This is a genomic window from Limnobaculum eriocheiris, assembly GCF_021010575.1.
In the GTDB taxonomy this organism is placed as follows: Bacteria; Pseudomonadota; Gammaproteobacteria; order Enterobacterales; family Enterobacteriaceae; genus Limnobaculum; species Limnobaculum eriocheiris.
In genome coordinates this window covers 26,262-52,069 of record NZ_JAJNAG010000023.1, presented here as the reverse complement: position 1 = coordinate 52,069, position 25,808 = coordinate 26,262, and the positions used below count along the sequence as shown (strand labels likewise).

General features: G+C 47.1%; 23 protein-coding genes and 2 pseudogenes. 9 read left to right on the top strand and 16 right to left on the bottom strand.

Going from position 1 to position 25,808, the window contains the following annotated elements:
- Positions 1-121: 121 nt before the first annotated feature.
- Both LPW36_RS11080 and LPW36_RS11075 read right to left on the bottom strand, forming a co-directional pair.
- On the bottom strand, positions 122-277 hold the full coding sequence (locus LPW36_RS11080; RefSeq protein ID WP_230609720.1) for a SymE family type I addiction module toxin: 156 nt from the start codon (positions 275-277) through the stop codon (positions 122-124).
- Positions 278-335: 58 nt separating this feature from the next.
- Positions 336-536 (bottom strand): annotated as a pseudogene (locus LPW36_RS11075) (helix-turn-helix domain-containing protein); the annotation flags it as partial.
- On the opposite strand from LPW36_RS11075, the pseudogene LPW36_RS17975 reads away from it, so the two are divergent.
- Positions 527-678: pseudogene (locus tag LPW36_RS17975) on the top strand (CHC2 zinc finger domain-containing protein); the annotation flags it as partial. The pseudogenes LPW36_RS11075 and LPW36_RS17975 sit on opposite strands and share 10 nt — an antisense overlap.
- Before the next feature lie 31 nt (positions 679-709).
- Here LPW36_RS17975 and LPW36_RS11070 read toward each other — a convergent pair.
- From LPW36_RS11070 to LPW36_RS11060, 3 genes are all read right to left on the bottom strand, one after another.
- Positions 710-1,960 (bottom strand): valine--pyruvate transaminase, encoded by a 1,251-nt coding sequence (locus LPW36_RS11070; protein ID WP_230609718.1) that lies wholly within the window; start codon positions 1,958-1,960, stop codon positions 710-712.
- 287 nt (positions 1,961-2,247) lie between these two features.
- Positions 2,248-3,222, bottom strand: a complete 975-nt coding sequence (gene ghrB / locus LPW36_RS11065; protein ID WP_230609717.1) for a glyoxylate/hydroxypyruvate reductase GhrB — start codon at positions 3,220-3,222, stop codon at positions 2,248-2,250.
- 81 nt (positions 3,223-3,303) lie between these two features.
- Positions 3,304-4,293, bottom strand: coding sequence for a GlxA family transcriptional regulator (locus LPW36_RS11060; protein WP_230609716.1), 990 nt, complete (start codon positions 4,291-4,293; stop codon positions 3,304-3,306).
- Between LPW36_RS11060 and LPW36_RS11055 the strand changes: the two genes are divergently transcribed.
- Together LPW36_RS11055 and LPW36_RS11050 are read left to right on the top strand one after the other, a co-directional pair.
- Positions 4,292-4,459, top strand: a complete 168-nt coding sequence (locus tag LPW36_RS11055) for a hypothetical protein (protein ID WP_230609715.1) — start codon at positions 4,292-4,294, stop codon at positions 4,457-4,459. The genes LPW36_RS11060 and LPW36_RS11055 overlap by 2 nt on opposite strands.
- Entirely contained in the window at positions 4,425-5,045 is a 621-nt protein-coding gene (locus LPW36_RS11050) for a cysteine hydrolase family protein (protein WP_230609714.1), read from the top strand. The genes LPW36_RS11055 and LPW36_RS11050 overlap by 35 nt, the downstream gene beginning before the upstream one ends.
- A 384-nt stretch (positions 5,046-5,429) precedes the next feature.
- Here the strand turns inward: LPW36_RS11050 and LPW36_RS11045 are convergent, their stop codons facing one another.
- The 4 genes from LPW36_RS11045 to LPW36_RS11030 all read right to left on the bottom strand — a co-directional run bounded on the left by LPW36_RS11045 (position 5,430) and on the right by LPW36_RS11030 (position 7,667).
- On the bottom strand, positions 5,430-6,089 hold the full coding sequence (locus LPW36_RS11045) for an OmpA family lipoprotein (protein ID WP_230609713.1): 660 nt from the start codon (positions 6,087-6,089) through the stop codon (positions 5,430-5,432).
- A gap of 19 nt (positions 6,090-6,108) precedes the next feature.
- Positions 6,109-6,378 carry a YMGG-like glycine zipper-containing protein gene (locus LPW36_RS11040; RefSeq protein ID WP_218467554.1) on the bottom strand — a complete coding sequence of 90 codons (270 nt, stop codon included), beginning with the start codon at positions 6,376-6,378 and terminating at the stop codon, positions 6,109-6,111.
- Positions 6,379-6,657: 279 nt separating this feature from the next.
- A complete protein-coding gene (locus LPW36_RS11035) occupies positions 6,658-7,101 on the bottom strand; it encodes an N-acetyltransferase (protein ID WP_420844771.1) in 444 nt (147 codons plus the stop codon).
- The gene (locus LPW36_RS11030; protein WP_230609711.1) at positions 7,098-7,667 is read right to left on the bottom strand and encodes a DNA-3-methyladenine glycosylase I; all 570 of its coding nucleotides are present in this window, start codon (positions 7,665-7,667) and stop codon (positions 7,098-7,100) included. Before LPW36_RS11030 ends, LPW36_RS11035 begins: the two co-directional genes overlap by 4 nt.
- Before the next feature lie 120 nt (positions 7,668-7,787).
- On the opposite strand from LPW36_RS11030, the gene glyQ reads away from it, so the two are divergent.
- From glyQ to LPW36_RS11015, 3 genes are all read left to right on the top strand, one after another.
- Positions 7,788-8,702, top strand: coding sequence for a glycine--tRNA ligase subunit alpha (glyQ, locus tag LPW36_RS11025; protein WP_230609710.1), 915 nt, complete (start codon positions 7,788-7,790; stop codon positions 8,700-8,702).
- 9 nt (positions 8,703-8,711) lie between these two features.
- Positions 8,712-10,784: a glycine--tRNA ligase subunit beta gene (glyS, locus tag LPW36_RS11020; RefSeq protein WP_230609709.1), complete on the top strand. Its 2,073-nt coding sequence runs from the start codon at positions 8,712-8,714 to the stop codon at positions 10,782-10,784.
- Between the two features lie 344 nt (positions 10,785-11,128).
- Positions 11,129-12,601: a DASS family sodium-coupled anion symporter gene (locus LPW36_RS11015; RefSeq protein WP_230609708.1), complete on the top strand. Its 1,473-nt coding sequence runs from the start codon at positions 11,129-11,131 to the stop codon at positions 12,599-12,601.
- A gap of 108 nt (positions 12,602-12,709) precedes the next feature.
- On the opposite strand, the gene LPW36_RS11010 is transcribed toward LPW36_RS11015, so the two are convergent.
- Complete coding sequence (locus tag LPW36_RS11010) at positions 12,710-13,615, bottom strand: acyltransferase (RefSeq protein WP_230609707.1); 906 nt, start codon at positions 13,613-13,615, stop codon at positions 12,710-12,712.
- Between the two features lie 718 nt (positions 13,616-14,333).
- Here LPW36_RS11010 and polA point away from each other — a divergent pair.
- Positions 14,334-17,129 (top strand): DNA polymerase I, encoded by a 2,796-nt coding sequence (gene polA, locus LPW36_RS11005; RefSeq protein ID WP_230609706.1) that lies wholly within the window; start codon positions 14,334-14,336, stop codon positions 17,127-17,129.
- Between the two features lie 360 nt (positions 17,130-17,489).
- On the opposite strand, the gene yihA is transcribed toward polA, so the two are convergent.
- Complete coding sequence (gene yihA, locus LPW36_RS11000; protein WP_230609705.1) at positions 17,490-18,140, bottom strand: ribosome biogenesis GTP-binding protein YihA/YsxC; 651 nt, start codon at positions 18,138-18,140, stop codon at positions 17,490-17,492.
- A gap of 696 nt (positions 18,141-18,836) precedes the next feature.
- Between yihA and yihI the strand changes: the two genes are divergently transcribed.
- Together yihI and hemN are read left to right on the top strand one after the other, a co-directional pair.
- A complete protein-coding gene (gene yihI, locus LPW36_RS10995) occupies positions 18,837-19,385 on the top strand; it encodes a Der GTPase-activating protein YihI (RefSeq protein WP_230609704.1) in 549 nt (182 codons plus the stop codon).
- A 204-nt stretch (positions 19,386-19,589) separates the two neighbouring features.
- Complete coding sequence (hemN, locus tag LPW36_RS10990) at positions 19,590-20,963, top strand: oxygen-independent coproporphyrinogen III oxidase (protein ID WP_230609703.1); 1,374 nt, start codon at positions 19,590-19,592, stop codon at positions 20,961-20,963.
- A gap of 100 nt (positions 20,964-21,063) precedes the next feature.
- Here hemN and LPW36_RS18080 read toward each other — a convergent pair whose 3' ends face one another.
- The 5 genes from LPW36_RS18080 to glnA all read right to left on the bottom strand — a co-directional run bounded on the left by LPW36_RS18080 (position 21,064) and on the right by glnA (position 25,608).
- Positions 21,064-21,186 carry a GFA family protein gene (locus LPW36_RS18080; protein ID WP_476738494.1) on the bottom strand — a complete coding sequence of 41 codons (123 nt, stop codon included), beginning with the start codon at positions 21,184-21,186 and terminating at the stop codon, positions 21,064-21,066.
- A gap of 52 nt (positions 21,187-21,238) precedes the next feature.
- On the bottom strand, positions 21,239-21,361 hold the full coding sequence (locus tag LPW36_RS10985; protein WP_230609702.1) for a YshB family small membrane protein: 123 nt from the start codon (positions 21,359-21,361) through the stop codon (positions 21,239-21,241).
- A gap of 206 nt (positions 21,362-21,567) precedes the next feature.
- Positions 21,568-22,992 (bottom strand): nitrogen regulation protein NR(I), encoded by a 1,425-nt coding sequence (gene glnG / locus LPW36_RS10980; protein WP_230609701.1) that lies wholly within the window; start codon positions 22,990-22,992, stop codon positions 21,568-21,570.
- A gap of 8 nt (positions 22,993-23,000) precedes the next feature.
- A complete protein-coding gene (glnL, locus tag LPW36_RS10975) occupies positions 23,001-24,050 on the bottom strand; it encodes a nitrogen regulation protein NR(II) (protein ID WP_230609700.1) in 1,050 nt (349 codons plus the stop codon).
- A gap of 148 nt (positions 24,051-24,198) precedes the next feature.
- Positions 24,199-25,608, bottom strand: coding sequence for a glutamate--ammonia ligase (gene glnA, locus LPW36_RS10970; protein WP_230609699.1), 1,410 nt, complete (start codon positions 25,606-25,608; stop codon positions 24,199-24,201).
- Between the last annotated feature and the right edge of the window lie 200 nt (positions 25,609-25,808).

Sequence of the window (25,808 nt, the reverse complement as noted above, 5' to 3'; positions counted from 1 at the left end):
TTAAGGACGGCGATTATCTGGTGCTCTGTGAATCGGATTTTACGCATGGTGATCTCCTCAGGGGACATAATCAGTATGTCAGAAGATCTCTAAAAGTGAATGGGTCGTTTTGATGGGATACTTACAACCCCAACGCCTCCAGCCACTTCCCGCTGATAATCAGCTTCGGGCTGGGTTGAGTTTTACCACCATTGGGGACATATCCCACGCGGTAATGACGGGGCTGTGGTGGTTTTGCTTTAACGGCAGGTTGTGACTTACAATCGCGGTTAGCCATGATTAACTAGCTCCTCTAGTTGGTTGTGGTTAGCGGTTAGGGCAGGTTGCCGCCTGTTTTAGCCGCGTTCAGTAATCTGTTTAGCCTGGTACTTCAAAATCATTCTATCCAGCAGCGCTTTAATAATTCTGCGCTCCTCTTCGGGCATCCCGCTGACCGCTTCGAACTGCAAAGCCAAATCATCAGACGGGCCGCGTTCATGCTCATCAAACACCAAACCATCCAGAGAAACGTGTAATACCTTAGCCAGCTGAATCACAGGACCGTAAACTGAAGCGTCAGGGACCCGACAGCCTTGCCTGCCTGTGCCCGTTCCACCGGGAGAAAACCCCATCCTGTGTTATCATCCCGTCAAAAAACTGCATCACTGCTTCGGCTGTAATGCAGGCGAGTCGGTACTGCCCTTACTTATCTATTTTTTAAAGGGCAGATTTATCCTTCTCTGTGCGCCCTCTCAATCTCTTCCGCCAAAACAATAATTCCCTTTTCTATTAACTCCGGCTCCGGCACATAGTTCATTCGCATACACTGTTGGGTATGAGGCCATTCCTGCTCCAGACCGGGGAAGAAGTAATGTCCCGGTACCATCAGTACGCCACGGGCTTTCAGCCGTTGGTACAGGGTTTGGCTGCTGATGGGTAAATCCTTGAACCACAACCACAGAAAGATGGCGCCTTCGGGCTTGTGAATCAGACAGCGTTCTGCCGGAATATAACGGCGGATAATCGCCAGCGTTTGCTCTACGCGTTGCTGATAGAAAGGGCGGATCACCTGCTCTGAAAGGCGAAGTAAATCACCGCGTTCAATCATCTCTAAAGCCAGTGCCGGGCCAATACTGCCCGGTGCCAGGCTGATAATGCCATTCATATTACTCATGGCCTGAATGATTTCTTCATTAGCGATAATAATACCGCAGCGGGCGCCAGGCAGGCCCAGTTTAGACAGGCTCATGCACAGAATAGTATTCAAATTCCATAAGGGTGTAGCCTGACTAAAGATAATGCCGGGGAAGGGAACGCCATAGGCGTTATCAATAATCAGCGGGATCCCTTTCTGATGGGCAATCGCATCCAGACGCATCACCTCTTCATCGGTTAATACATTACCCGTTGGATTGGTTGGACGGGAGACACAGATAGCGCCAATATCATCGCCAATATGCAGATGGTCAAAGTCGACGTGATATTTAAACATGCCTTCCGGCAGCAGCTCGATAGTTGGCTTATAGGACACCAGAAGATCCTCTTCCAGCCCCACATCCGCGTAGCCGATATATTCTGGTGCCAGCGGAAACAGAACCTTCTTCACCTGCCCATCCGACTGGTGACCGGCGAACAGATTAAACAGATAGAAAAATGCACTTTGGCTGCCGTTGGTCAGCGCGATATTTTTTGCTTCAATCGGCCAACCCAGCTCTTCGCTTAACATCTCTGCCAGCGCGGTCAGGAAGGTATTTTTCCCCTGTGGTCCATCATAGTTACAGATTGATTCGGTCAGCTTTCCTTCTGCCAGCAGATCGGCGCAAAGCTGAGTAAAGTAGTCTTGCATCTCCGGGATTTTTGCAGGATTACCGCCTCCAAGCATAATTGCCCCGGGAGTGCGTAAACCTTCGTTCAAATCACTCATTAACTGGGTGATACCGGAAAAACGGGTAAATTTTTTACCAAAAGATGAAAATGTCATGTTAATACATTGATGTTATGGGCTGAGGGGATAACCATTAACCATACCGACAGACTTTAGTTGGTGCAACGGGTGAATAGATGGCTGATTTTTATCTGAAGTTCTGTGGTAATTACCACACATGGTGAGATGTGTTGTTCTGGCCGCTGTTGAATATGGTATTCAACAGGTTTATTTGGCTAATCCAACGGTATTATGCTGATAAATAAACTGCATTTTTACCGTGGCTACATCAAAAAAACAGTGATTTGATGTAGCCACGGTAAGATGAAGGTCAGATTTGTGTGTCAGCGAATAACCAAGGGGTTAACGCAGTTGCCTTCAATACTGTCCGTCATGGCGGCAATTAAATTATCGACGGCGCTGGCAGCCATGGCGTAGCGTGCTTCAAACGTCGCTGAACCAATATGTGGAATGGCTACCACATTCGACATTGACAGCAGTGGAGAGTCTGTCGGCAGCGGCTCTTTTTCAAACACATCCAGACCGGCACCGGCAATGGTTCCTTGCTGTAACGCTTCGATTAATGCTGCTTCGTCTACTACCGGGCCGCGTCCGGCATTAATAAAGAAGGCCGATGGCTTCATCAGCGCGAATCGCTCTGCATTAATCAAATGGCGGGTTTGTGGGTTTAACGGCAATATCAGGCAGACATAATCGGCGACGGATAGCAGTTTATCCAGTTCCATATGGATGGCATCGAAGCGGTTTTCAGCCTCCGGATTTCGGTTACGCGTGTTATAAACAATTTTCATACCAAAACCAAAATGCGCCCGCTGGGCCAGCGCCGTACCAATGCGGCCCATACCAATAATCCCCATTGTTTTATGGTGAACATCGGTGCCAAACCAGTTTTCGCCAACGCTGCCTTCCCACTCTCCGGCTTTTACCCGTTCGGCCACTTCCACAATGCGTCGACCGCTGGCAAGTACCAGCGCCATAATGGTATCTGCCACTGTCTCCGTCAGAGCCCCGGGCGTATGCATCAACGGAATTTTTCTTTCAGTCAGAGCATCAACATCAAAGTTATCAAAGCCTGCAGAGATGGTGGAAACCGCTCTGAGTACCGGTGCCTGCTCTAACAGTTTACGGTCAATATTCTCATTGGCACCGATAATCCCTTCAGCTTTACCAAGGGCTTTAATAAAATCGGCGCGGTTTTCATTAGTAATGGAATCAAAAGCGGTAACGGAAAAACGTTGTTCCAGTTTGTCCTGTAAATCTGCGGGCAGTTTCTTATAGGAGACGATCGATGGCTTCATGTCCTGTCCTCTGCGATAGGATGGATTATCAGTGACCAAACATTACCATAACTGATAAATAAACCATGACCGGTTTTTGGTTTATTTATTGGCTGATTGTTCTGCCTTTATTTTGAATTGTTTCCGGTAGGATGAAGGCGAAATGTTCAACGCTTTAGTAAAGTGCTGGCGCAGAGAGGCCACCGTATTAAAGCCGGATTCTGCTGCGACTTTCTCCATAGAATGGTTACCGGATTCCAACATCCGCTGCGCTTTAGCAATACGTTGATTCAACAGCCATTGCATCACCGTTGTGCCGGTGGTTTGTCGTACATGTCGGGTAAAGGTGCGACGGCTTAACGCTCCCTTCTGTGCCAGTGAGTCGATAGAGTGTGGGAGCTCAGGGTGTTGGGCTGCCCAGTTAAGCACCTGAGATATACGGTCATCCTGTCGCGATACCGGCAGTGGAATTTCGATAAACTGAGCCTGTCCTCCCTGACGATGGGGTGCCACCACCATTTGGCGGGCAACCTGATTGGCGATTTCTGCCCCGCAAATTTGCCGTAACATATGTAAGCAGCAGTCAATGGCGGCGGCCATACCGGCAGAAGTCAGAATATTTCCTTCATCAATGTAGAGTTCAGCCGCCCGTAGCTCTACTTCCGGATAACGCAGACTAAAAGCATTGGCCCATTTCCAGTGAGTGGTAGCAGCCTTACCGTTTAATAGCCCTGCTTTAGCCAGTACAAAAGCACCCAGACATAAACCAACAATTTTTACACCGTGCCGGTTAGCCTGCTTTAACACATCAATAAATTCCTCCGGAGGGGCGACATCAATGCGGTGCCAGGAGGGAACAATGATGATATCGGCCTGTTGGAAACCTTCAATGCCGTATTGGGTTGTGATGCTAAATCCCATTGAGCTTTCTATCTGGTTCTCTTCCAACGCGCAGGTCATTACGCGAAAGCGGGGCGTACCATCCTGATTAAGCACATTGCTGAATACCGTATGGGGAATAGAGAGATGAAACGGGTTAATGCCCTGATAAGCGGCAACGGCGATGGTGATTGGGGTGGTCAGCGGTTCCATGCGAATTCCCTGGGCTTCAGGCAAAGATAATTGGCCTGATTCTATCGATATCTGTCATTCAGGTCACTATCCGATAAGTGAGGAAGCCTGCAAAATAGCAGAAGTATTAACCGGCTATGAGGAAACTATTGATGAACAACCCGGTAAGAGCATTGGTGGTTATTGATGTGCAAAACGAGTATTTCACGGGGGAATTACCCATTGAGTATCCACCGGTGGCGATCTCATTAAGCAATATTATCCAAACTATGGAGGTAGCCAAAAAAGAGGGAATACCAATCGTGGTAGTGCAAAATAGTGCGGCGGAAACCTCACCGGTATTTGCCAAAGGCAGCAAAGGGTGGGAATTACACCCGGAAATTCAGCGTCAGCATCACGATTTATTGATTGAAAAACGTTTACCCGACGCGTTTGCCGGAACCGCGCTGATGGCGTGGTTAAAAGACCGACAGGTGAATACCTTAACCATCGTTGGTTATATGAGCCATAACTGCGATGCCTCCACTATTTATCATGCCAGCCACGCAGGATTTAGCGTTGAGTTTCTGTCCGACGCCACAGGAAGCCTCCCTTACGAAAATCAGGCCGGAAAGGCAACTGCTGAAGAAATCCATCGGGTATTCAGCGTAGTCTTCCATTCACGGTTTGCCGCAGTCGTATCAACAGCAGAGTGGCTAAAAGTAGTGGAGAATAAACAGGGGATAGCCGGGGGAAATATTCTGGCATCTAACCGCAAAGCTCGGGAAATGTAAGAAAAGATAAGAAATATAGAGATGATGACATTGACATTATATTTGATAACAAAGCTTAAAAAAGCTAATCGGAGGGAGAGGGTGCCGTGGGGGTCGACTTGGCGTCAGCCAACGACAAACAGGCAAAGCCTGTTTGAACAGCGCTAGCGCTGGCCCGAAGGGCAAAACACCGAAGGTGTTTTGTAACAGCCCGTAGGCAGCCTAGGCCCGACGCACTCAAAACTTAAGTATATGGCCCTTTCGGCCGAGCACTAAGGCGATATACGCAATATCATTTTTACGGCCGAAATATCCTCAGTTGCCGATTTAATCACTCAAAATAGTTTACCAGCCATAAAAAAACCGGCGCACAGCGCCGGTTTCTCACAAAACATCAAACCCCAATCACAATGGACTCAACGTGATCGTCACACGACGGTTCTGCGCTTTACCATCTTCTGTACTGTTAGAGGCAATTGGCTGATCCGGACCAACACCCTGGGTGCGAATACGGTTAGCGGCAACGCCCTGAGTAATTAACGAGCTGGCTACGCTGTCAGCTCGTTGTTGAGACAGGGTCATGTTTAACTGACGCGAACCCGTGCTGTCGGTATGACCAAGAATATTCACGGCGGTCTTGTTGTACTCTTTTAATACCATGGCAACACCGGTCAGGGTGTTAGCACCCGCAGGTTTCAGCGTACTGCTATTGGTATCAAAAGTAACATTATTTGGCATATTCAGAATAATCTGATCGCCAGAGCGGGTTACGCTCACGCCAGTACCTGCCATTTTTTCACGCAGTTTAGCTTCCTGAACGTCCATATAGTAACCAACACTACCACCAAGCGCCGCACCGGCAGCGGCACCAATCAGGACACCTTTACCACGGTCTTTCTTGGATGATGACAGCGCGCCTATCCCGGCGCCAACTGCAGCACCAATACCGGCACCAATGCCAGAGTCGCCAACTTGTGATTCACCGGTATAAGGGTTAGTCGTACAACCCGAAACGACTAATGTTCCGCTAAGCGCAATAACCGTGGCAATCATAAACTTTTTCATACATATACCTTAAACAGAATTACTGACCTGAGCTGTTGCCCAGAATAGCTCCGGAAGCAGCACCAACCGCAGCACCTGCGGCAGCACCAATCAGGGCTCCCTTAGTATTATCTTTGTGTGACGAAGATAATGCACCAATACCGGCGCCAACAACGGCCCCAACCCCTGCACCAACACCTACGTTTGCCGCCTGGTTATTATTGGGATTACTTCCACCATATGGATTTGCACAACCTGCCAATGACAGCATTGATGTAACTACGACAACTGCAGCAATAAACTTTTTCATAATCTGTACCTTGTTAAACCGACATCCTGATACAGCAGATTAAAGCTTAATTTTTGCGGAAAGAAAGTTTCTTTACGTAAATTTTTCAATTACAGGACACTTCTTTAACAACCGTAAGAAGGCCGTTATACGGCGTAATAACATAATTTTTGCCACTGGTATCAGGCTTGTACCTTTACAATTATAGCAGGCTGATAAGGGGGAAAAGAGTAATTAAGTGCGTGGCTAAACGGGTTTTACCACGGCACTTAATTACCTTTGCAAGGCTAAAGAGTGTCGTCAGGCAGCGATTAATGGGGCTTGCCATTGCATAATGAGGGTTATCTGTTCGGTTTCCGGATGGGGTTGTTCACTGACAATATGAAAACCCATTGCCAGATAAAATTGAAGCGCATGAGTATTTTCCCGGTAGACTTCAAGTAACAATCTGGGGTAATGCATTTTTACTTGATCAATTAGTGCCTTACCAATGCCTTTTCCCTGCTGGCTAAAATCCACAAACAGCGCTCCGATAAACTGCTGCTCCATCACGCTGATAAAACCGATAATCTTATCGTTTTCACAACAGACCCAACTGGTTGCGTCAGGAATATAGACATCGCGAACCAAAGGTTCACTTTCATACCAGTATGATTGCTCAATAAAGGGATGCGCGTTAATGGTGGTGGTTAACCACAACGCCATTAGCGCATCCAGATCCTGTGCCTGATAGCGACGAATCACGCCTGATTGTCCGGATGGCAGAAACATTCAATCATATGGTCATTAACCAACCCCATTGATTGCATAAAAGCATAGCAGGTGGTGGCGCCGAAAAATTTAAAACCACGCTTTTTTAGCGCTTTTGCCATTGCTTCAGAAATCGGGGTGGAAGCAGGAAATTCTTCGGGCTTTTTCATCGAAAGATGATTGAGAATTGGCTGGTTGTTCACAAACGACCAGATAAATGTGGTGAAGTCTTCACCCGCAGCCTGCATGGTCAGATAAGCTTTAGCATTATGCACAATGGCTTCCAGCTTACCGCGATGTCGAATTAGTCCCGGGTTCTCCATGAGTTTATCAATGTCCTTTTCCGTCATGGCGGCGACCTTTACCGGATCAAAGTGGTGAAAACATTGGCGGTAAACTTCGCGTTTTTTCAGTACGGTAATCCATGACAGTCCGGCTTGTTGCCCTTCCAGACAAATTTTCTCAAACAGTTTTTGACTATCGCGAACGGGTTTACCCCATTCGTTATCATGGTACTCAATGTAAAGTGGATCCTGATTAACCCAACGGCAACGTTGCATATATTTCCCCTGATTCTTAACAAAATCCTGTGTCCGGTATGGATTAGAGCTGCACATCTGGTCGTCTATAGGTATACTTATTGGCTACATTAATTAAACTCTATCGCGCGCGGATCCAACATGCAGAAGTTCGATAATAAAACCTTTCAGGGATTAATCCTAACATTACAGGATTATTGGTCGCGTCAGGGCTGCACCATTGTCCAACCATTGGATATGGAAGTCGGTGCTGGTACGTCGCATCCAATAACCTGCCTGCGGGCTTTAGGGCCTGAGCCAATAGCCGCTGCTTATGTGCAGCCTTCACGCCGTCCGACAGATGGTCGCTATGGTGAAAACCCTAACCGCTTACAGCACTACTACCAGTTTCAGGTCATTATCAAACCCTCTCCGGACAATATCCAGGAGCTGTATCTTGGCTCACTGAAAGAGCTGGGCATGGATCCGACCATACACGATATTCGTTTTGTTGAAGATAACTGGGAAAACCCAACGTTGGGTGCCTGGGGTCTTGGCTGGGAAGTATGGTTAAACGGAATGGAAGTGACCCAGTTTACCTATTTCCAACAGGTTGGCGGTCTGGAGTGTAAACCAGTAACGGGTGAAATCACTTACGGGCTTGAACGTCTGGCGATGTATATTCAGGGCGTGGACAGCGTTTATGATTTAGTCTGGAGCGATGGTCCTTTCGGTAAGACGACTTATGGTGATATCTATCATCAAAACGAAGTAGAACAGTCTACCTATAACTTTGAATATGCCGACACAGATTTTCTGTTCAGCTGCTTTGAGCAGTATGAAAAAGAGGCGCAGAAGCTACTGGCATTAGAAACGCCGCTGCCGTTACCGGCCTATGAGCGAATTCTGAAAGCGGCCCATAGCTTTAACCTGCTGGATGCCCGTAAAGCGATCTCTGTAACCGAACGCCAACGCTATATTCTGCGTATTCGTACACTGACCAAAGCGGTTGCTGAGGCTTACTATGCTTCTCGTGAGGCGTTAGGTTTCCCTATGTGTGATAAGAAAAAGGTTTAAGAGAACGCCATGACTCAACAAACTTTCCTTGTGGAAATCGGCACGGAAGAGTTGCCACCGAAGGCGCTTCGCTCTCTTGCCGAATCTTTTGCTGCAAATGTTAAAGCGGAACTGGACAGCGCTAACTTGTCCTACAGTGCGGTTGAGTGGTTTGCTGCGCCGCGTCGTCTGGCTCTGAAAGTCACGGAATTACAGAGTTCACAGCCCGATCGTGAAGTTGAAAAACGCGGTCCGGCCATTTCTCAGGCGTTTGATGCTGAAGGTAAGCCAGGCAAAGCCGCAGAAGGCTGGGCTCGTGGTTGCGGTATTACCGTTGAGCAGGCTGAACGTCTGGTAACGGATAAAGGCGAATGGTTGATGTACCGTGCTCAGGTTAAAGGCCAGCCGGTACAGGCACTGTTGGCGGATCTGGTGGCTCAGTCACTGGCTAAATTGCCAATCCCTAAACCAATGCGTTGGGGTGATAAAGAGACTCAGTTTATCCGTCCGGTTCATACTGTCACTATGCTGTACGGTAGTGAGCTGATCGAAGGAACTATTCTGGGCATCCAATCCGATCGCATTATTCGCGGCCACCGCTTTATGGGTGAGCCGGAGTTTACTATTGGCAGCGCCGATCAGTATCCAAAAATTCTGATCGAACGCGGCAAAGTGATCGCCGATTATGATACCCGTAAGCTACTGATTAAGCGTGATGCTGAAGCCGCTGCCGATAAACTTGGCGGCGTTGCTGATATTAGCGAAAGCCTGCTGGAAGAGGTGACTTCACTGGTGGAATGGCCGGTGGTGTTAACCGCTAAATTTGAAGAGAAGTTTCTGGCGGTTCCGTCGGAAGCATTAGTACACACCATGAAGGGCGATCAAAAGTACTTCCCGGTGTACGACCATCAGGGTCGCTTAATGCCGAACTTTATCTTCGTGACCAATATTGAATCTAAAGATCCACAGCAGATTATCTCCGGTAATGAGAAGGTGGTTCGTCCACGTCTGGCGGATGCCGAATTCTTCTTTAATACTGACCGTAAGCACCGTCTGGAAGATCGCCTGCCGCGTCTGGAAACCGTTCTGTTCCAACAGCAACTGGGTACCGTGCGTGACAAAACCGATCGTATTCAGGCGCTGGCGGGGTGGATTGCCAGCCAGATTGGCGCCGACGTGAATAAAGCGACTCGTGCAGGTTTACTGTCTAAATGTGACCTGATGACCAACATGGTGTTTGAATTTACCGACACGCAGGGCGTGATGGGAATGCACTATGCCCGTTTTGATGGTGAAGACGAAGAAGTGGCGGTCGCTTTGAATGAGCAGTATATGCCACGTTTCGCCGGTGACGATCTGCCTAATTCTCTGGTTGCCTGTGCGGTAGCGATTGCCGATAAGATGGATACCTTAGCGGGTATTTTTGGTATTGGTCAAAACCCGAAAGGGGATAAAGACCCCTTTGCACTGCGTCGTGCGGCGTTGGGTGTATTGCGTATTATCGTTGAGAAGAATTTGCCGTTAGATCTGGTGACATTAACGGAAGAAGCCGTGCGTTTATACCGCGATAAGCTAACTAATACCAATGTTACTGATGATGTGGTTGAGTTTATGCTGGGTCGTTTCCGTACCTGGTATCTGGACGTTGGCTACAGCATTGATGTGATTTTGGCAGTATTAGCTCGTCGTCCGACCAAACCGGCTGATTTTGATGCACGGGTTAAGGCAGTATCACACTTTCGTTCGCTGGATGCTGCGGCTTCACTGGCTGAGGCTAATAAACGGGTATCAAATATTCTGTCTAAGGCAACGGACACGTTACATGAAAGAACTAATGTGGCGATACTCAAAGAGCCAGAAGAGATTCATCTGGTAACGCAAATGGCCGTATTACGCGATAAGCTGGAACCACTGTTTGAAGAAGGCCGTTATCAGGAAGCGTTAGTTGAGCTGGCGGATCTGCGTGAATACGTTGATGCTTTCTTTGATAAAGTTATGGTGATGGTTGAGGATGATGCTATCCGGGTTAACCGTCTGACATTACTGAGTAAATTACGCGAACTGTTCCTGAAAGTGGCGGATATTTCTCTGTTACACAGCTAATTTGCCCTACCCATTCCAACAGGTTGTTTTGGCTTATATATTGTCGAAACAGCCTGTTGGAAAATCAACTACCCCTTTGTTGTTAAAATTTTGTAGTCACCTGGCTTTTTTAAACAATATGTCTGTTCTGATTTTATAAAATCAGTATGATAAGTTTTGTTTAAATTATGTGAAATGAAATGATTTTGTATTGCATGATATCAAAGCGTTTTTTTATTAAAACGCCCGGTTCTTCGATCCTAAAATTAACTCATTTGATGGTGTAACAAGGGCGCTGTTTTGCCTGAATTTGTCTCAGTTCTGTTTCTGAGATCCCCACTCTATATGAATCAGTAGATAATATTATGGATAAAATGACTCCGCTAAGACCTGTCCCTTCTCTTATTGCGATTGCGATTGCTCTGATCATCTGGTTTGTTATTCCAGTGCCTCAGGGGGTAACACCGAATGCCTGGCATTTGCTGGCGCTATTTGTAGGAACCATTGCCGCCATTATCGGTAAGGCGATGCCTATTGGTGCCATCTCAATCGTCGCCATTGCGCTGGTTGCACTGACGGGAGTGACCAATCCCGGTAAGCCAGGGGATGCACTAAACGATGCGCTAAGTGGTTTTTCGAATCAACTTATCTGGTTGATTGGTATTTCCATTATGGTTTCGCAAAGTTTGAATAAAACTGGTTTAGGCGCACGTATCGGTTACTACTTTATTTCTCTGTTTGGTAAAAAGACCCTCGGAATTGCCTACGCGCTGGCAATTGCTGAAACTACGCTGGCACCGGTTACGCCGAGTAATACTGCCCGGGGCGGTGGCATTATTCACCCGATTATGCGTTCTATTGCCGACAGCTTTAACTCTAAGCCAGAACCCGGCTCAACGGAGAAGATTGGACGTTATCTTTCTCTGGTGAACTACAATATTAACCCTATTACATCAGCGATGTTTATTACGGCTACGGCACCTAACCCGCTGATTGTTGCGTTAATCATTAAGGGAACGGACCCCAGTATTGAATTCACCTGGGGAATGTGGGCCATCGCTGCGCTGATTCCTGCTATTGTTTCATTACTTGTGGTTCCGCTGGTGATTTACTGGTTATATCCACCAGAGATTAAAAGCACGCCAAATGCTCCTCTGTTTGCTAAAGACAAACTGCGTGAGCTGGGGCCGATATCGTTGTCTGAGAAGATCACTTTGGCAGTCTTTGGGTTACTGTTGGTGATGTGGGCAGGAATTCCGGCTTTCTTTATGGGGGCGGGCTGGGCGGTAAATCCTACTACTGCGGCGTTTATAGGTCTCTCTATTTTACTGATGACCGGTGTTCTGAGCTGGGAAGATTTGCTGAAGAATAAAGGTGCCTGGGATACGGTAGTGTGGTTCTCTGCGCTGGTGATGATGGCGACCTTCCTCGGTAAACTGGGCCTGATTAGCTGGCTTTCACAGACGGTTGGTGGCGCTATTGATCATCTGGGTATTGGCTGGATTGGCGGTACTATTCTGTTGACGCTGGTTTATGTCTATTCCCATTATTTCTTTGCCAGTACCACGGCACACATAACTGCTATGTTTGCCGCCTTCTTTGCCGCAGGTTTAGCGCTTGGTGCACCCCCAGCGCTGTTGGGGCTGATTCTCGCCTTTGCTTCCTCATTAATGATGTCGCTAACCCATTACGGTACGGGTACTGCGCCCATTATCTTTGGTTCCGGCTATGTATCGCTAACCGAATGGTGGAAAACCGGATTTATTTTGAGTGTGGTTAACCTGACCATCTGGATAATCGTCGGTGGAGCGTGGTGGAAGTGGTTAGGATATTGGTGACAGACAGGTTTTCATCAGAAACTAATTGAATACGAAAAGATAAAGATAAAGGCCCGCAGAGATGCGGGCCTTTATGATTTTGAACGTTTAAGTTTAAATGGAAATCTATTACCGCGACTTATTAAATTGTACTTTTAGCTGATCGAGCAATTGATCCTTCTTCTGCCAGACCTCGTGCAACCACTGCTGGAACTGGCGCTTAAACACCTTATCATTCAGATAGTCGCCCCGGATACTGTCATCTACCGGCAGGGTTTCGATACGTATTACAATACGCTTCATTTGGCCGCTCAACAGATCGATAAAGGTCTTATCTTCGTTTTCAGGGTAACAAAGGGTGACGTTAAGGATACGATCAAATTGTGCACCCAGCACGTTGAGTGCCAACGCAATACCCGCTGATTTTGGCGGTAAAAGATGCTGATAAGGCGAGTTCAGCTGTTCTCTTTTCTCTTCGGTAAAACGTGAACCTTCTACAAAGTTAACAATGGTGGTGGGATGGTCACGGAATTTTTCGCAGGAACGGCGAGTGGTTTCAATGTCTTTACCGCGCTTTTCCGGGTGTTTGAGCAGATAAGTACGCGAGTAACGACGCATGAAGGGCATATCCAGCGCCCAGCAGGCGATACCGATAAAGGGAACCCAGGCCAACTGTTGCTTAAGAAAATATTTATTCATTGGAATGCGGTTACGCATAACGACACACAGAGAGACGATATCCGTCCAGCTCTTATGGTTACTAATCAGTAGATACCAGTTTTGCTTACTGAGATCTTCCGCACCTTCAATATCCCATTCAATGCGGTTAGTGATCTTCAAAATAAGCGCCAGAGAAACACACCAGCACCACATCATAAAATTACAGAATGCAGATACACCAAGGCCTACTAGCTTAAAAGGCAGCAAAAGTTTCAAGATACCAGCGATTACCATAGGCACGGAACAGAGCATGGTAAAGACGATGGTTAATATTGTCGTAATGACAAAAATAATTGGGGCAAACAGTTTTGGCATGTCTATTTTTCGTTACGGGTCTACTGGCATTCAATACAATGAATACTCATCATTATTCAAATTTTGTTTAATTCTAACAGAAAGCCAAAACTAAAATAAATTATTGCAATAAGTTAGGGTGAAACAATAACGGGGCGTAAGGCTACCATATTAATAAATTCGCTAATGAACAAAATTTGCGAAGGGGTGGAAAAGTATACCGGAGGGTATTGGTTGTTGCTTTATTCCGACCTTTTGGTCTGAGGATGAAGCGGACATCAGAGATAATTTTAGAAGGAATGTGTTGTTGTGATGGTTTTTATAATGAGATAGTTTGATGTGCCGGGTAGCTTTCAGATGAACTCTCTTTTATCCCATTTTTTACTAAAATTATTCGGTTAATTGTCAGAAAAGGGAACCATAGCTCTTGACAGATATGAATCACTGATAAATCAAATATCCACAGTTGAAGATCGTGCCATCTTTTGCGTGTAAACTTCAATTTTATATATATCTATTTGATTTATTAATGTTTATTTCTGATTCTCAGGGGGCTATCCTGTTGTTGTATAACATATACTTACTTTTACTCACAGAGTTATCCACAGATTTTTCAGCTCAATGCATGGACTTTTTTTCTGTCTGTATCGCTAAAGTTAAATAAGCTATTCGTTTCCTGGTCTCAGCTATGGCATGCTTACCACTATTGATGAATCAAACAGCAAAGAATCATTTTATTATGGCTAAGATTGCAGAAAATCCACTGGTGCTAGTTGACGGCTCCTCTTATCTTTACCGCGCGTTCCACGCATTTCCACCGCTGACTAACCGTGAAGGGGTGCCTACAGGGGCGATGTATGGCGTATTGAATATGTTACGCAGCCTGATAGCTCAATGTCAGCCCAGTCATATTGTGGTGGTATTTGATGCCAAGGGAAAAACTTTCCGTGATGAACTGTTTGCTGAGTATAAATCTCATCGTCCACCAATGCCGGATGACCTGCGTGCCCAGATAGAACCCTTGCATCAAATGGTAAAAGCGATGGGGATCCCGCTATTAGTGATTCCCGGCGTGGAAGCTGACGATGTTATCGGTACTCTGGCGCTGAGTGCTGCGGCAAAAGGGCGTGATGTTTTAATCAGTACCGGTGATAAAGACATGGCACAGCTGGTCACGCCGCAGGTTACGCTGATTAATACCATGAATAACACCATTCTTGGCCCGGAAGAAGTTTGTGAAAAATATGGTGTACCGCCTGAGCTGATTATCGATTTCTTGGCATTAATGGGAGACTCTTCCGATAACATTCCTGGCGTTCCCGGCGTTGGTGAAAAAACGGCTCAGGCATTGTTACAGGGGCTGGGTGGTTTAGACACCTTATACAGCCAGCTGGATAAAATTGCAGATTTGAGTTTTCGCGGAGCGAAAACCATGGCGGCAAAACTGGAGCAGCATAAAGATGCCGCTTACCTTTCTTATAAGTTGGCTACCATTAAAACCGATGTGGGGCTGGAGGTTAACGAGCAGGATCTGGCTCTACGTGAACCTGAAGTGGATGAATTGCGTGAGCTGTTTGCTCGCTATGAGTTTAAACGCTGGCTGGCAGAGCTGGAAAGCACCGGCACGCTGAAAGCTGGTAGTAAGAGCAGCGCCGCCGGTAAACCTGCCCCGGTTGCCTATCAGGCTGCGGCCGCTGCACCGGAAGTTTCCGCCACGTTATCCCAGGAAGGCTATGAAGTTATCCTCGACTGGGATAGCTTTAACCGCTGGTTAAAGCAGCTGGAGCAGGCCGAACTGTTTGCTTTCGATACTGAGACCGATGGTCTGGACTATATGAGTTCCAATCTGGTGGGGGTTTCCTTTGCGATTGAAGCCGGTAAGGCCGCATATGTTCCTTTTGGTCATGACTATATTGGTGCTCCGGATCAACTGAGTGCTGAAGAGGTGTTAAAAGCCCTGAAGCCGCTGTTGGAAAGCGAGAAAACCTTGATAATTGGTCAAAACCTGAAATTTGACCAAAGTATGCTGGTTCGTTATGACATTAATTTACGCGGTATTGAGTTTGACACCATGCTGGAGTCCTATGTGCTGGACAGTGTTGCCGGGCGCCACGATATGGATAGTCTGGCAGGTCGCTATCTGAATCATAAAACCATCAGTTTTGATGAGCTGGCGGGCAAAGGTAAAAACCAACTGACGTTTAACCAGTTAGCCATCGAGCAGGCTGGCCCTTATGCCGCAGAAGATGCAGATGTCACGTTACGATTACATCAGACGATGTGGCCAAAGCTACAGCAAGAGCAGAGTCTGGAGCGGGTTTTCCGTAAGATTGAAATGCCGCTGGTTTCGGTGCTATCACGTATGGAACGCACGGGTGTCCTGATTGATGCACAGATTTTAAATCAGCATTCGACTGAATTGGCTCAACGTTTAAAAGAATTGGAAGAGCAGGCTCATGAGCTGGCGGGAGAGCCGTTTAATCTCTCTTCGACTAAACAATTACAGGCGATTTTCTATGAAAAACAAAAATTGCCGGTACTGAAAAAAACGCCGGGCGGGGCACCTTCTACGAATGAAGAGGTATTGGCAGAACTGGCGCTGGACTATCCACTGCCGAAAGTGATTTTAGAACATCGCGGTTTGGCCAAGCTGAAAACCACCTATACGGATAAACTGCCGCTTATGGTGAATGCGGTTTCCGGGCGGGTGCATACCTCTTACCATCAGGCGGTGACGGCAACCGGGCGCCTCTCATCAAGCGACCCTAACCTGCAAAATATTCCGGTGCGTAACGAAGAAGGTCGCCGTATTCGTCAGGCATTTATTGCTCCTCAGGGTTACCGGATTATGGCGGCTGACTATTCTCAAATTGAATTAAGAATTATGGCCGATCTGTCAGGGGATAAAGGATTGCTGGATGCCTTTGCTCAGGGGAAAGATATCCACCGGGCAACGGCGGCAGAAGTATTTGGTATGCCACTTGAGCAGGTGACCGGGGAGCAACGCCGCAGTGCTAAAGCCATTAACTTTGGTTTGATCTATGGTATGAGCGCATTTGGTCTGGCGCGCCAGTTGGGGATCCAACGCGGCGAAGCCCAGCGTTATATGGACCTCTACTTTGAGCGCTATCCGGGTGTACTGGAGTATATGGAGCGCACCCGCGTGCAGGCATCTGAACAAGGCTATGTTGAGACGCTGTTTGGCCGGCGCTTATATCTGCCGGACATTAAAGCCAGTAACGGTATGCGTCGTAAAGGGGCTGAACGGGCAGCCATTAACGCGCCAATGCAGGGTACTGCGGCAGATATCATTAAAACCGCCATGATAGAAGTGGATAACTGGCTACAAAAGCAAGATAAGCCACTGGTGAAAATGATTATGCAGGTACACGATGAACTGGTGTTTGAGGTCCATGAATCAGTGCTGGAGACGTCAGAGCAAACTATCCGCCAGCTTATGGAGCAGTGTGTAAAACTCGCTGTACCAATGAAAGTTGATGTTGGGGTTGGAATGAACTGGGACGAAGCGCACTAATACACCATTTTTAGCGGCTTTAACGGGCCCCAATGTGATGAACATTGGGGTCTTTTTATTTCCAGATACCTTGATAGATAATCACTTTTTGTGCCTTCAGTATTGATACTTATGTAACTAAACTACATAAACTGCGTTTTTTTGTGATAACAGTCTCGATATACAATCAAAGTGTTTGTAATTTTTTTACAAAAATTGCTTTTCCCTGTGTGAGAAATGGAGTAGAGTGAGCGCTGTAGGGTACAGAGGTAAGATGTTCTATTTTTCAACCCTGTAATAGGATTGGCTTTATATTAGCCGCCCCATTCGTTTGAATGGGGCGTTTTTTTATCTGAAATTCAGGAAAGAAAAAGGCGGGATTTACTCTGCCGGCTGGTCATCAAACACTTCATCACTCTGCTCATAATCCAGATTAAACCATTCATCCAGCTTCAAACGCAGTTTATCAACCCCAAGCTTCTTCAGGGATGAGAACATCTCAACCTGAATATCTCCCTGAAACGGTAAAATCGCTTCGCGTACCATATTGAGCTGAGCTTTACGGGCTCCGGAAGCCAGTTTGTCAGCCTTAGTCAGCAAAATCATGACCGGTAAGTTGACGTCTACGGCCCATTGAATCATCTGCTGATCCAGATCTTTTAGCGGGTGGCGAATATCCATCAACACGACCAGACCTCTGAGGCATTCACGCTTTTGCAGGTATTCACCCAGTGCGCGTTGCCATTTACGTTTCATCTCTTCCGGAACTTCCGCATAGCCATAGCCTGGTAGATCCACTAAATGAAGATTTTCTTCAACCCGAAACAGGTTAATTAACTGGGTTCGCCCCGGTGTTTTACTGGTACGGGCCAGGTTTTTTTGATTGGTCAGCGTATTCAGAGCGCTGGACTTTCCCGCATTAGAACGGCCGGCAAAGGCGATCTCAATACCAAAATCGGCAGGCAGGTGGGTAATGTCCGGGGCGCTGGTGACGAAATGTGTCTTATGATAGTTAAAGTTTTTCAGTGTCAAAACGTTCGTCTCCGCGAATAGCAAATTTGGCTGGCAATTATACTGTCTTCCGTAAGAAAGGGTGAGTTTATTGTCATTTTTCCCTGTTGCTAGCAGGTATTGTTGTAATAACCAGCTAATCCTTGTGAGACATTTGCCATAGAAAAGCAGGGCAATCTCCTCTTTTTGCATTACCCCTATAATTTAATGTGTTTATTATCAGTCTGTTATTTTGTAGGACAGAAAAAACCTAGTATTAATACCAGTTAGTTACTTGTTTAGCCGGAGCAGCATAGTAAAGTACACATCAAGCAAGGGGATGCACCAGGATAGAAATTCACAGGATGTGAATCTCATGGAAACATCAGGATGATGTTTACAGAGTAAGAAGGAAATACCTAACGGAATTAGGTAGCGTGATACAGGATAGTAACACGGATAAGGACGTCAGGATACGCAGAGGCGTAGTTCAGGAAGAGCCAGAGCTAAGGACAGCACTAGGGATGAGCATGTTTCTCCAGGAAGAGAACCAGGGCAATTACCAGGGATTGGATTATAACAAAAGGATAGACCGGGACGTTGTTTGTTCACAGGGATGAGATTAGGAAATATTTTTTCCTTTAATAGTTCGAGATTAAGGCGACAGATAACTCTGTCGCCTTTTTTCTTGGTTTCTGCTAGATTCCGACCCAATATCTCCACTTTAGAGAATTCGCTATGAAGCAGCCGCAAAATACCGTCAAAGGCAACAACAAAGTCGCCAAAGTAAAGCGTAAAAGTCGTGAAGAAGTTGATGCCGAGGCTCGGGCGCGCAAGCGTGCGAAAAAACATCGGGGAAATTCAGCAGGCGCACGTACTAATGTTGATTCCCAGTCCGGGAAAAATCAGAAATCTGTCGGAGCTTTTAAAGACCCGCGCATCGGTAGTAAAACGCCGGTTCCGTTAATAGTTGAAGGCAATCAGTCTGTGGTGGCCAAGCCTAAAGCCCCTAAACCACCAAAAGCTACCAGTGTACCGCCTGAGCAAGAATTGGCCCTGTTAGAAAATGACGATCGCCTGAATGAGTTGCTGGATGCCATTGATGATGGCAAAGAGCTGTCAGCAGCAGAACAACGCTATGTGGACAATACCCTTGACCGTATTGATGAGCTGATGTCTATTTTAGGCATAGATTTAGGCGATGATGAAGACGATCTGTTGGATGAGCCTCAAGAGCCGAAAGAAGATATTGTCAAATTGCTCAAAAGAAACAGTCCACAAGAATAAATAACCAAATAATGCAGTTACTATTCCTGTTACCAGCTGTGATACTGGCATGTTATCTGGTCTGGTTATTAGGTAGACTATTGTGGCTGAACCAACTAAAACACAGTTGGCGTTCAGCCAAAACCCCCGGAATGAGAAAAGGCAGTGCCATAAAAAACGTAAATAAACGTTCGGGGAGACAAAAAAATAAGATGGAGTGAGCAAATGTCGACACAGATGATTGATTGGGATCTGGCCCTTATTCAGAAATATAACTATTCCGGACCCAGGTATACTTCTTATCCTACGGCGCTTGAGTTTAGCGAGCAGTACGGAGAAAGCGATTTTCTGTCAGCGGTAGCCCGATATCCTGATCGCCCGCTCTCCCTCTATATTCATATTCCTTTTTGCCACAAGCTTTGCTATTTCTGCGGTTGTAACAAGATTGTCACCCGTCAGGGACATAAAGTTGAGCAATATCTTGACGTACTGGAGCAAGAGATTCGTGCCCGAGCTCCGCTGTTTAGCAACCGTCAGGTATCACAAATGCACTGGGGTGGCGGTACGCCAACGTATCTGAATCAACAGCAAATCAGCCGACTGATGGGAATGCTGCGCCAGCACTTTAACTTCCAGCCGGATGCTGAAATTTCTATTGAGATTGACCCACGAGAAATCGAACTGAATATTCTGGACCACCTGCGCTCAGAAGGTTTTAACCGTATGAGTATGGGAGTTCAGGACTTCAATAAAGAGGTGCAGCGCCTGGTAAACCGCGAACAGGATGAAGAGTTTATTTTCGCCCTGATCAATCGCGCCAAGGCACTGGGTTTCCGCTCGACCAATATTGACCTGATCTATGGACTACCCAAGCAGACAGCAGAAAGCTTTGCTTTTACGCTACAGCGCGTAGCTGAACTGAGTCCGGATCGCCTGAGCGTATTTAACTATGCCCATTTACCCAGCCGGTTTGCTGCTCAGGTAAAAATTAAAGATCATGATTTACCTTCCGCTAATGAAAAGCTGGAGATCCTACAGGAAACCATCAGTTCATTAACCAATGATGGCTATCAGTTTATTGGCATGGACCACTTTGCCCGTCCGGACGATGAACTGGCTATTGCGCAGCGTGAAGGGCACTTGCACCGTAACTTCCAGGGATATACTACCCACGGCGACAGTGATTTGCTGGGCATGGGGGTCTCTTCCATCAGTATGATTGGTGATACTTACGCTCAAAATCAGAAAGATTTAAAGGCTTATTACGCCAGTGTTGAAGAGAAAGGCAATGCGCTGTGGAAAGGGCTGGCGATGACGGAAGACGATTGCATCCGCCGTGATGTGATTAAAACTCTGATTTGTAATTTCAGCCTGGACTTTGCTCCGATCGAAAAAGCGCACAATATCCGCTTTGCAGAATATTTCGCAGAAGACCTGAAACTGCTGGTTCCACTGGAAAAAGATGGGTTAGTCACCATAGATGACAAACGTATCGACGTAACCGGCAAAGGTCGCTTATTGATCCGCAATATTTGTATGTGTTTTGACGTTTATTTGCGTCAACAAGCACGGCGGCAGCAATTCTCAAGGGTTATTTAAATAGAAATCCAAAGACGTTTGAATTTAGCGCGGAGTATATTTCGTCCACTAACAGTACAGTGTTTTAATTGGCCGTAGGGTAAGTGGCCGGGCAGGGGCGTTAGGCGAACGCCCCTGCCCAGCGCCGACACATCGAACACTGGCAGGCAGATACCTGATAATCTTCCAGAGAAACTTCAAATTTTACGCTGCCACACAGGCATGTTCCGTTGACCTTTCCCATTATTTTTTATCTTTTGTTAGTCCTGTTTACCCGCAAGAGCAAAAAGAGAAAATCAGGAGAATAGAACAAACATAATCACGCACAAGATAGCTGCAAAAGCGGTTTGAGGTGACTGCCCTGTCATCGCACCGACTTCGGTGCTGAAGTTGAATAAATTAGCTAAGCTTTCCAGCATGATCCTGCTCCGTACTGACCTGGAGAAATAATATTGTCGCCATAATACGCAGGTGATGAAATCTGTAAAGTACAAATTTTCACCAGAAGTATCTAAAGTGTAGGTTTGATGATTTGCGCCAAGAATATCAGAATTTGATAGAAAAAATGCGGGCTGTATTACATTAAAAAGTTTTTTAATCCGGCATCCATGCCGGTCAGAACCGGTTATTCAATATCCAGCTCTTTCAATTTACGCGTCAGGGTATTTCTGCCCCAGCCAAGTAACTGGGCGGCTTCTTGTTTGTGTCCATGAGTATGACGCAAAGCAACCGATAGCAACACACGTTCCATATCAGGCAAGGCCTCGGACAATAGATCTTCTTTACCGGAAGAGAGCGCCTGTTCTGCCCATTTCTCCAGCAGTATTGTCCAGTGACCATCAAATGCAGCGGCAGAGGAGTGGGATTCCGGAGCCTGTTCATCGTCAACAAACAACTCTTCCGGTAGATCCTGCGGCAATACCTCTTTTCCTGCGGCCATTACCGTGAGCCAGCGACAGGTATTTTCCAACTGGCGAACGTTACCTGACCAGGTCATCTGGCTTAACGCCAGTTCGGTATCCGGATGTAAAATCTTGGCTTCAACCCCCAGCTCTTGTGCGGTGATCAGCAGGAAATGGCGCGCCAGACGCGGAATATCCTCTCTGCGCTCACGCAGTGGGGGCAGATGAATACGAATAACATTAAGACGATGAAACAGGTCTTCACGGAACTTATGCTCTTTTACCAGCAGCTCCAGATTTTGGTGGGTGGCGGCAATAATGCGCACATCAACTTTAATCGGTTCATAACCGCCTACACGATAAAACTGTCCATCGGCTAACACCCGTAACAAACGCGTCTGAACTTCCAGTGGCATATCGCCAATTTCATCTAAAAACAGGGTGCCGCCATCGGCTTGCTCAAAACGCCCCTGACGAATCTGACCCGCACCGGTAAATGCCCCTTTCTCATGGCCAAACAGCTCTGATTCAATCAGGTCTTTGGGAATTGCCGCCATATTCAGAGCGATAAATTTACCGTTAGCGCGCGGGCTGTGGCGATGTAATGCATGGGCTACCAGCTCTTTACCGGTACCGGATTCACCATTAATCAATACGCTAATCGATGACAAAGAAAGACGGCCAATAATGCGATAGACATCCTGCATGGCCGGGGCTTCGCCGATGATATCGGTGGTTGGGCGACTACTTTGGATTTCCCGTTCCGGCTGGCGAATCTCCCGATAGTGGCTGATTGCCCGCTCGGTTAATGCAACGGCTTCGTCAATATCAAATGGCTTTGGTAAATAGTCGAAGGCACCAAACTGATAGGCGCTGACCGCCGCATCCAAATCGGAATGGGCCGTCATAATAATAACCGGTAGCAAAGGGTGCTTCTGCTTGATGGTTTGCAGCAGAGCCAGTCCATCAATACCGGGCATGCGAATATCGGATATCAACACGTCTGGCGCACGTTTTTCCAGCGCGATTAAAACCTCGTCAGCAGAATCAAAGCTGGTGCACTGCATATTGACGCCGGTCAGTGCCCGTTCTAATACCCAGCGAATGGCGCTGTCATCATCAACAATCCAGGCTGTACCTTGACTCATAGTAACCCTCACTGACGAATAGGCAGGAAGACCGAAAATTCGGTGTGGCCTGGCCAACTGTTAAATTCAATTTTTCCCCGATGCTGGTCAATCAGGCTACGGGCAATGGATAAACCAAGGCCTGTACCACCTTCACGTCCGCTCACCATCGGATAGAAGATGGTGTCCTGTAGTTGCGGCGGGATACCCGGGCCGTTATCTTCAATATCAATTCGGGCGCATAAGCGATAGCGAATACCGTGCAGCGTCATTTGTGAGGCCGTTCGGGTTCTTAACGTAATAGATCCTCCCGATTGCCCCAGCGCCTGCATAGCATTTCTGGCGATATTTAACAGCACCTGCTCAACCTGTTCCGGATCGTGAATTAATTCCGGCATACTGGGGTCATAATCGCGGACGATAGTGACATTATCCGGTTTTTCCAGCACTAATAGCTGATAGACCCGCTCGGATACCTGATGAATATTCTGCACCACCCGCTGGCCCGGATGTTGTGGCCCGAGCAGCCGGTCGACCAGATTACGCAGCCGATCGGCCTGTTCGATAATGACTTTGGTATATTCCACCAAGGCAGGGTCGGGTAACGCTTTAGCCAGCAGTTGAGCGGCTCCGCGCAGTCCTCCTAACGGGTTTTTAATCTCGTGAGCTAATCCACGCACCAGCTCCCTTGCCGCGGTCTGCTGCGAGTGCTGCAACTGTTCCTGACTTAAACGCCGATGGTTATCCAACGCTGATAGCTCCATCAGAATATGTTCATCTGCCAGTAGTTGAGCGCTGAGGGTTAGCACATGGAGATGGCTATCCACCACCATAGTGACTTCGTTATCAGTAAATCCCTGACCTTCGCGCAGGCTTGACCACATCAGATCGACATCTAACGAAAGATAATCAACCAAATTTGGCAGTGGAGTACCAAACAGCTTACGGGAACTTTGCACCAGCAACTGCTGGGCAGCAGGGTTGGCGTATTGAATGGCTAATGAAAAATCCAGAATTAACACACAGGTGATCTGTGAGTTAAGAATTTGCTCGGTATCTGGCAGCGCTGGGTTTTCCATTAGTGGCTCCTTTGCACTAAATTGGGGCATCATCGGATCCGGCGATTAAACCTTCAAAAAAAGCCCCGCAATGTGGTCAGGTGAAAAAAGCCCATCAAATGATGGGCTCAAACCCTAACGTAGATAACAGCAATATAACGCTTCGCTATTACACACTGTAGTACAGTTCAAACTCCAGTGGGTGCGGAGCCATACGCACGCGGTTCATCTCTTCTTGCTTCAGCTCGATATAAGCGTCGATAGCATCGTTAGTGAACACGCCGCCACGGGTTAAGAACTCACGGTCAGCATCCAGAGCATTCAGGGCTTCTTCCAGAGAGCCAGCAACGGTAGGGATATTTTTCGCTTCTTCTGCCGGTAAGTCATACAGGTTTTTATCCATCGCTTCGCCCGGATGGATTTTGTTGGTGATGCCGTCAAGACCGGCCATCAGCAGTGCCGCGAACGTCAGGTATGGGTTAGCCGCAGGATCCGGGAAGCGTACTTCAATGCGGCGTGCTTTCGGGCTGGCAACCACTGGAATACGGATGGATGCAGAACGGTTACGCGCTGAGTAAGCCAGCATAACAGGTGCTTCAAACCCTGGAACCAGACGCTTATAAGAGTTGGTGGTTGGGTTTGCCAGTGCGTTAATCGCTTTAGCATGTTTGATGACGCCACCTATATAGTACAGTGCCATTTCAGACAGGCCGCCGTACTTGTCGCCAGCAAACAGGTTAGTCCCGTTTTTAGCCAGTGACATATGGCAGTGCATACCAGAACCGTTATCGCCTACTAATGGTTTAGGCATAAAGGTTGCGGTTTTACCAAATGCGTGAGCAACGTTATGCACCACGTATTTGTAGATTTGGGTTTCGTCAGCTTTTTTGGTCATGGTATTGAAGCGGGTTGCCACTTCGTTCTGACCTGCGGTTGCCACTTCATGGTGGTGAGCTTCAACTACCAGACCCATCTCTTCCATGGTCAGACACATGGCAGAGCGCAGATCTTGTGATGAATCAACCGGTGGAACCGGGAAGTAACCACCTTTAACCATAGGACGATGGCCTTTGTTGCCACCTTCGTATTTGGTACCGGTGTTCCATGCTGCTTCGATATCATCGATATGATAATAAGCACCCGCAATCGAGTTGCCGAAACGGATATCGTCAAACAGGAAGAACTCTGGCTCTGGCCCGAACAGCACCGTGTCGGCAATACCGGAAGAACGTAGGAAATCTTCAGCACGCTTAGAGATAGAACGCGGGTCACGCTCGTAGCCTTGCATGGTGCCTGGCTCAAGCACGTCACAGCGAATAATCAGTGTCGTATCATCAAAGAATGGGTCGATAAGCGCAGTGCTTGGATCTGGCATTAACACCATGTCAGATTCGTTGATACCTTTCCAGCCGCCAATAGATGAGCCATCGAACATTTTTCCATCTTCGAAAAAGTCTGCATCAACCTGATGAGCTGGGATAGTAATATGTTGCTCTTTACCTTTAGTATCGGTAAAACGCAAATCGACAAACTTCACTTCGTGCTCATTAAGCATCGTCAAAACATGTTCTGTGGACATTGGTGTTCTCCCGCTGGCTGTTATTATCGAGTCATAATTTGGCATCGGTGCCATGGGCTAAAGTTATGCTATAATCGTGCCAGTTTTTATTCCGGTCCATTAAATAGCAGTCTGTAGCGGCTATGACTTCAGAGTATGAACGAAAAACAATTTTTTGCACCAAATAATGCACTAAATTAGTGCATTGACCATGATCTGTG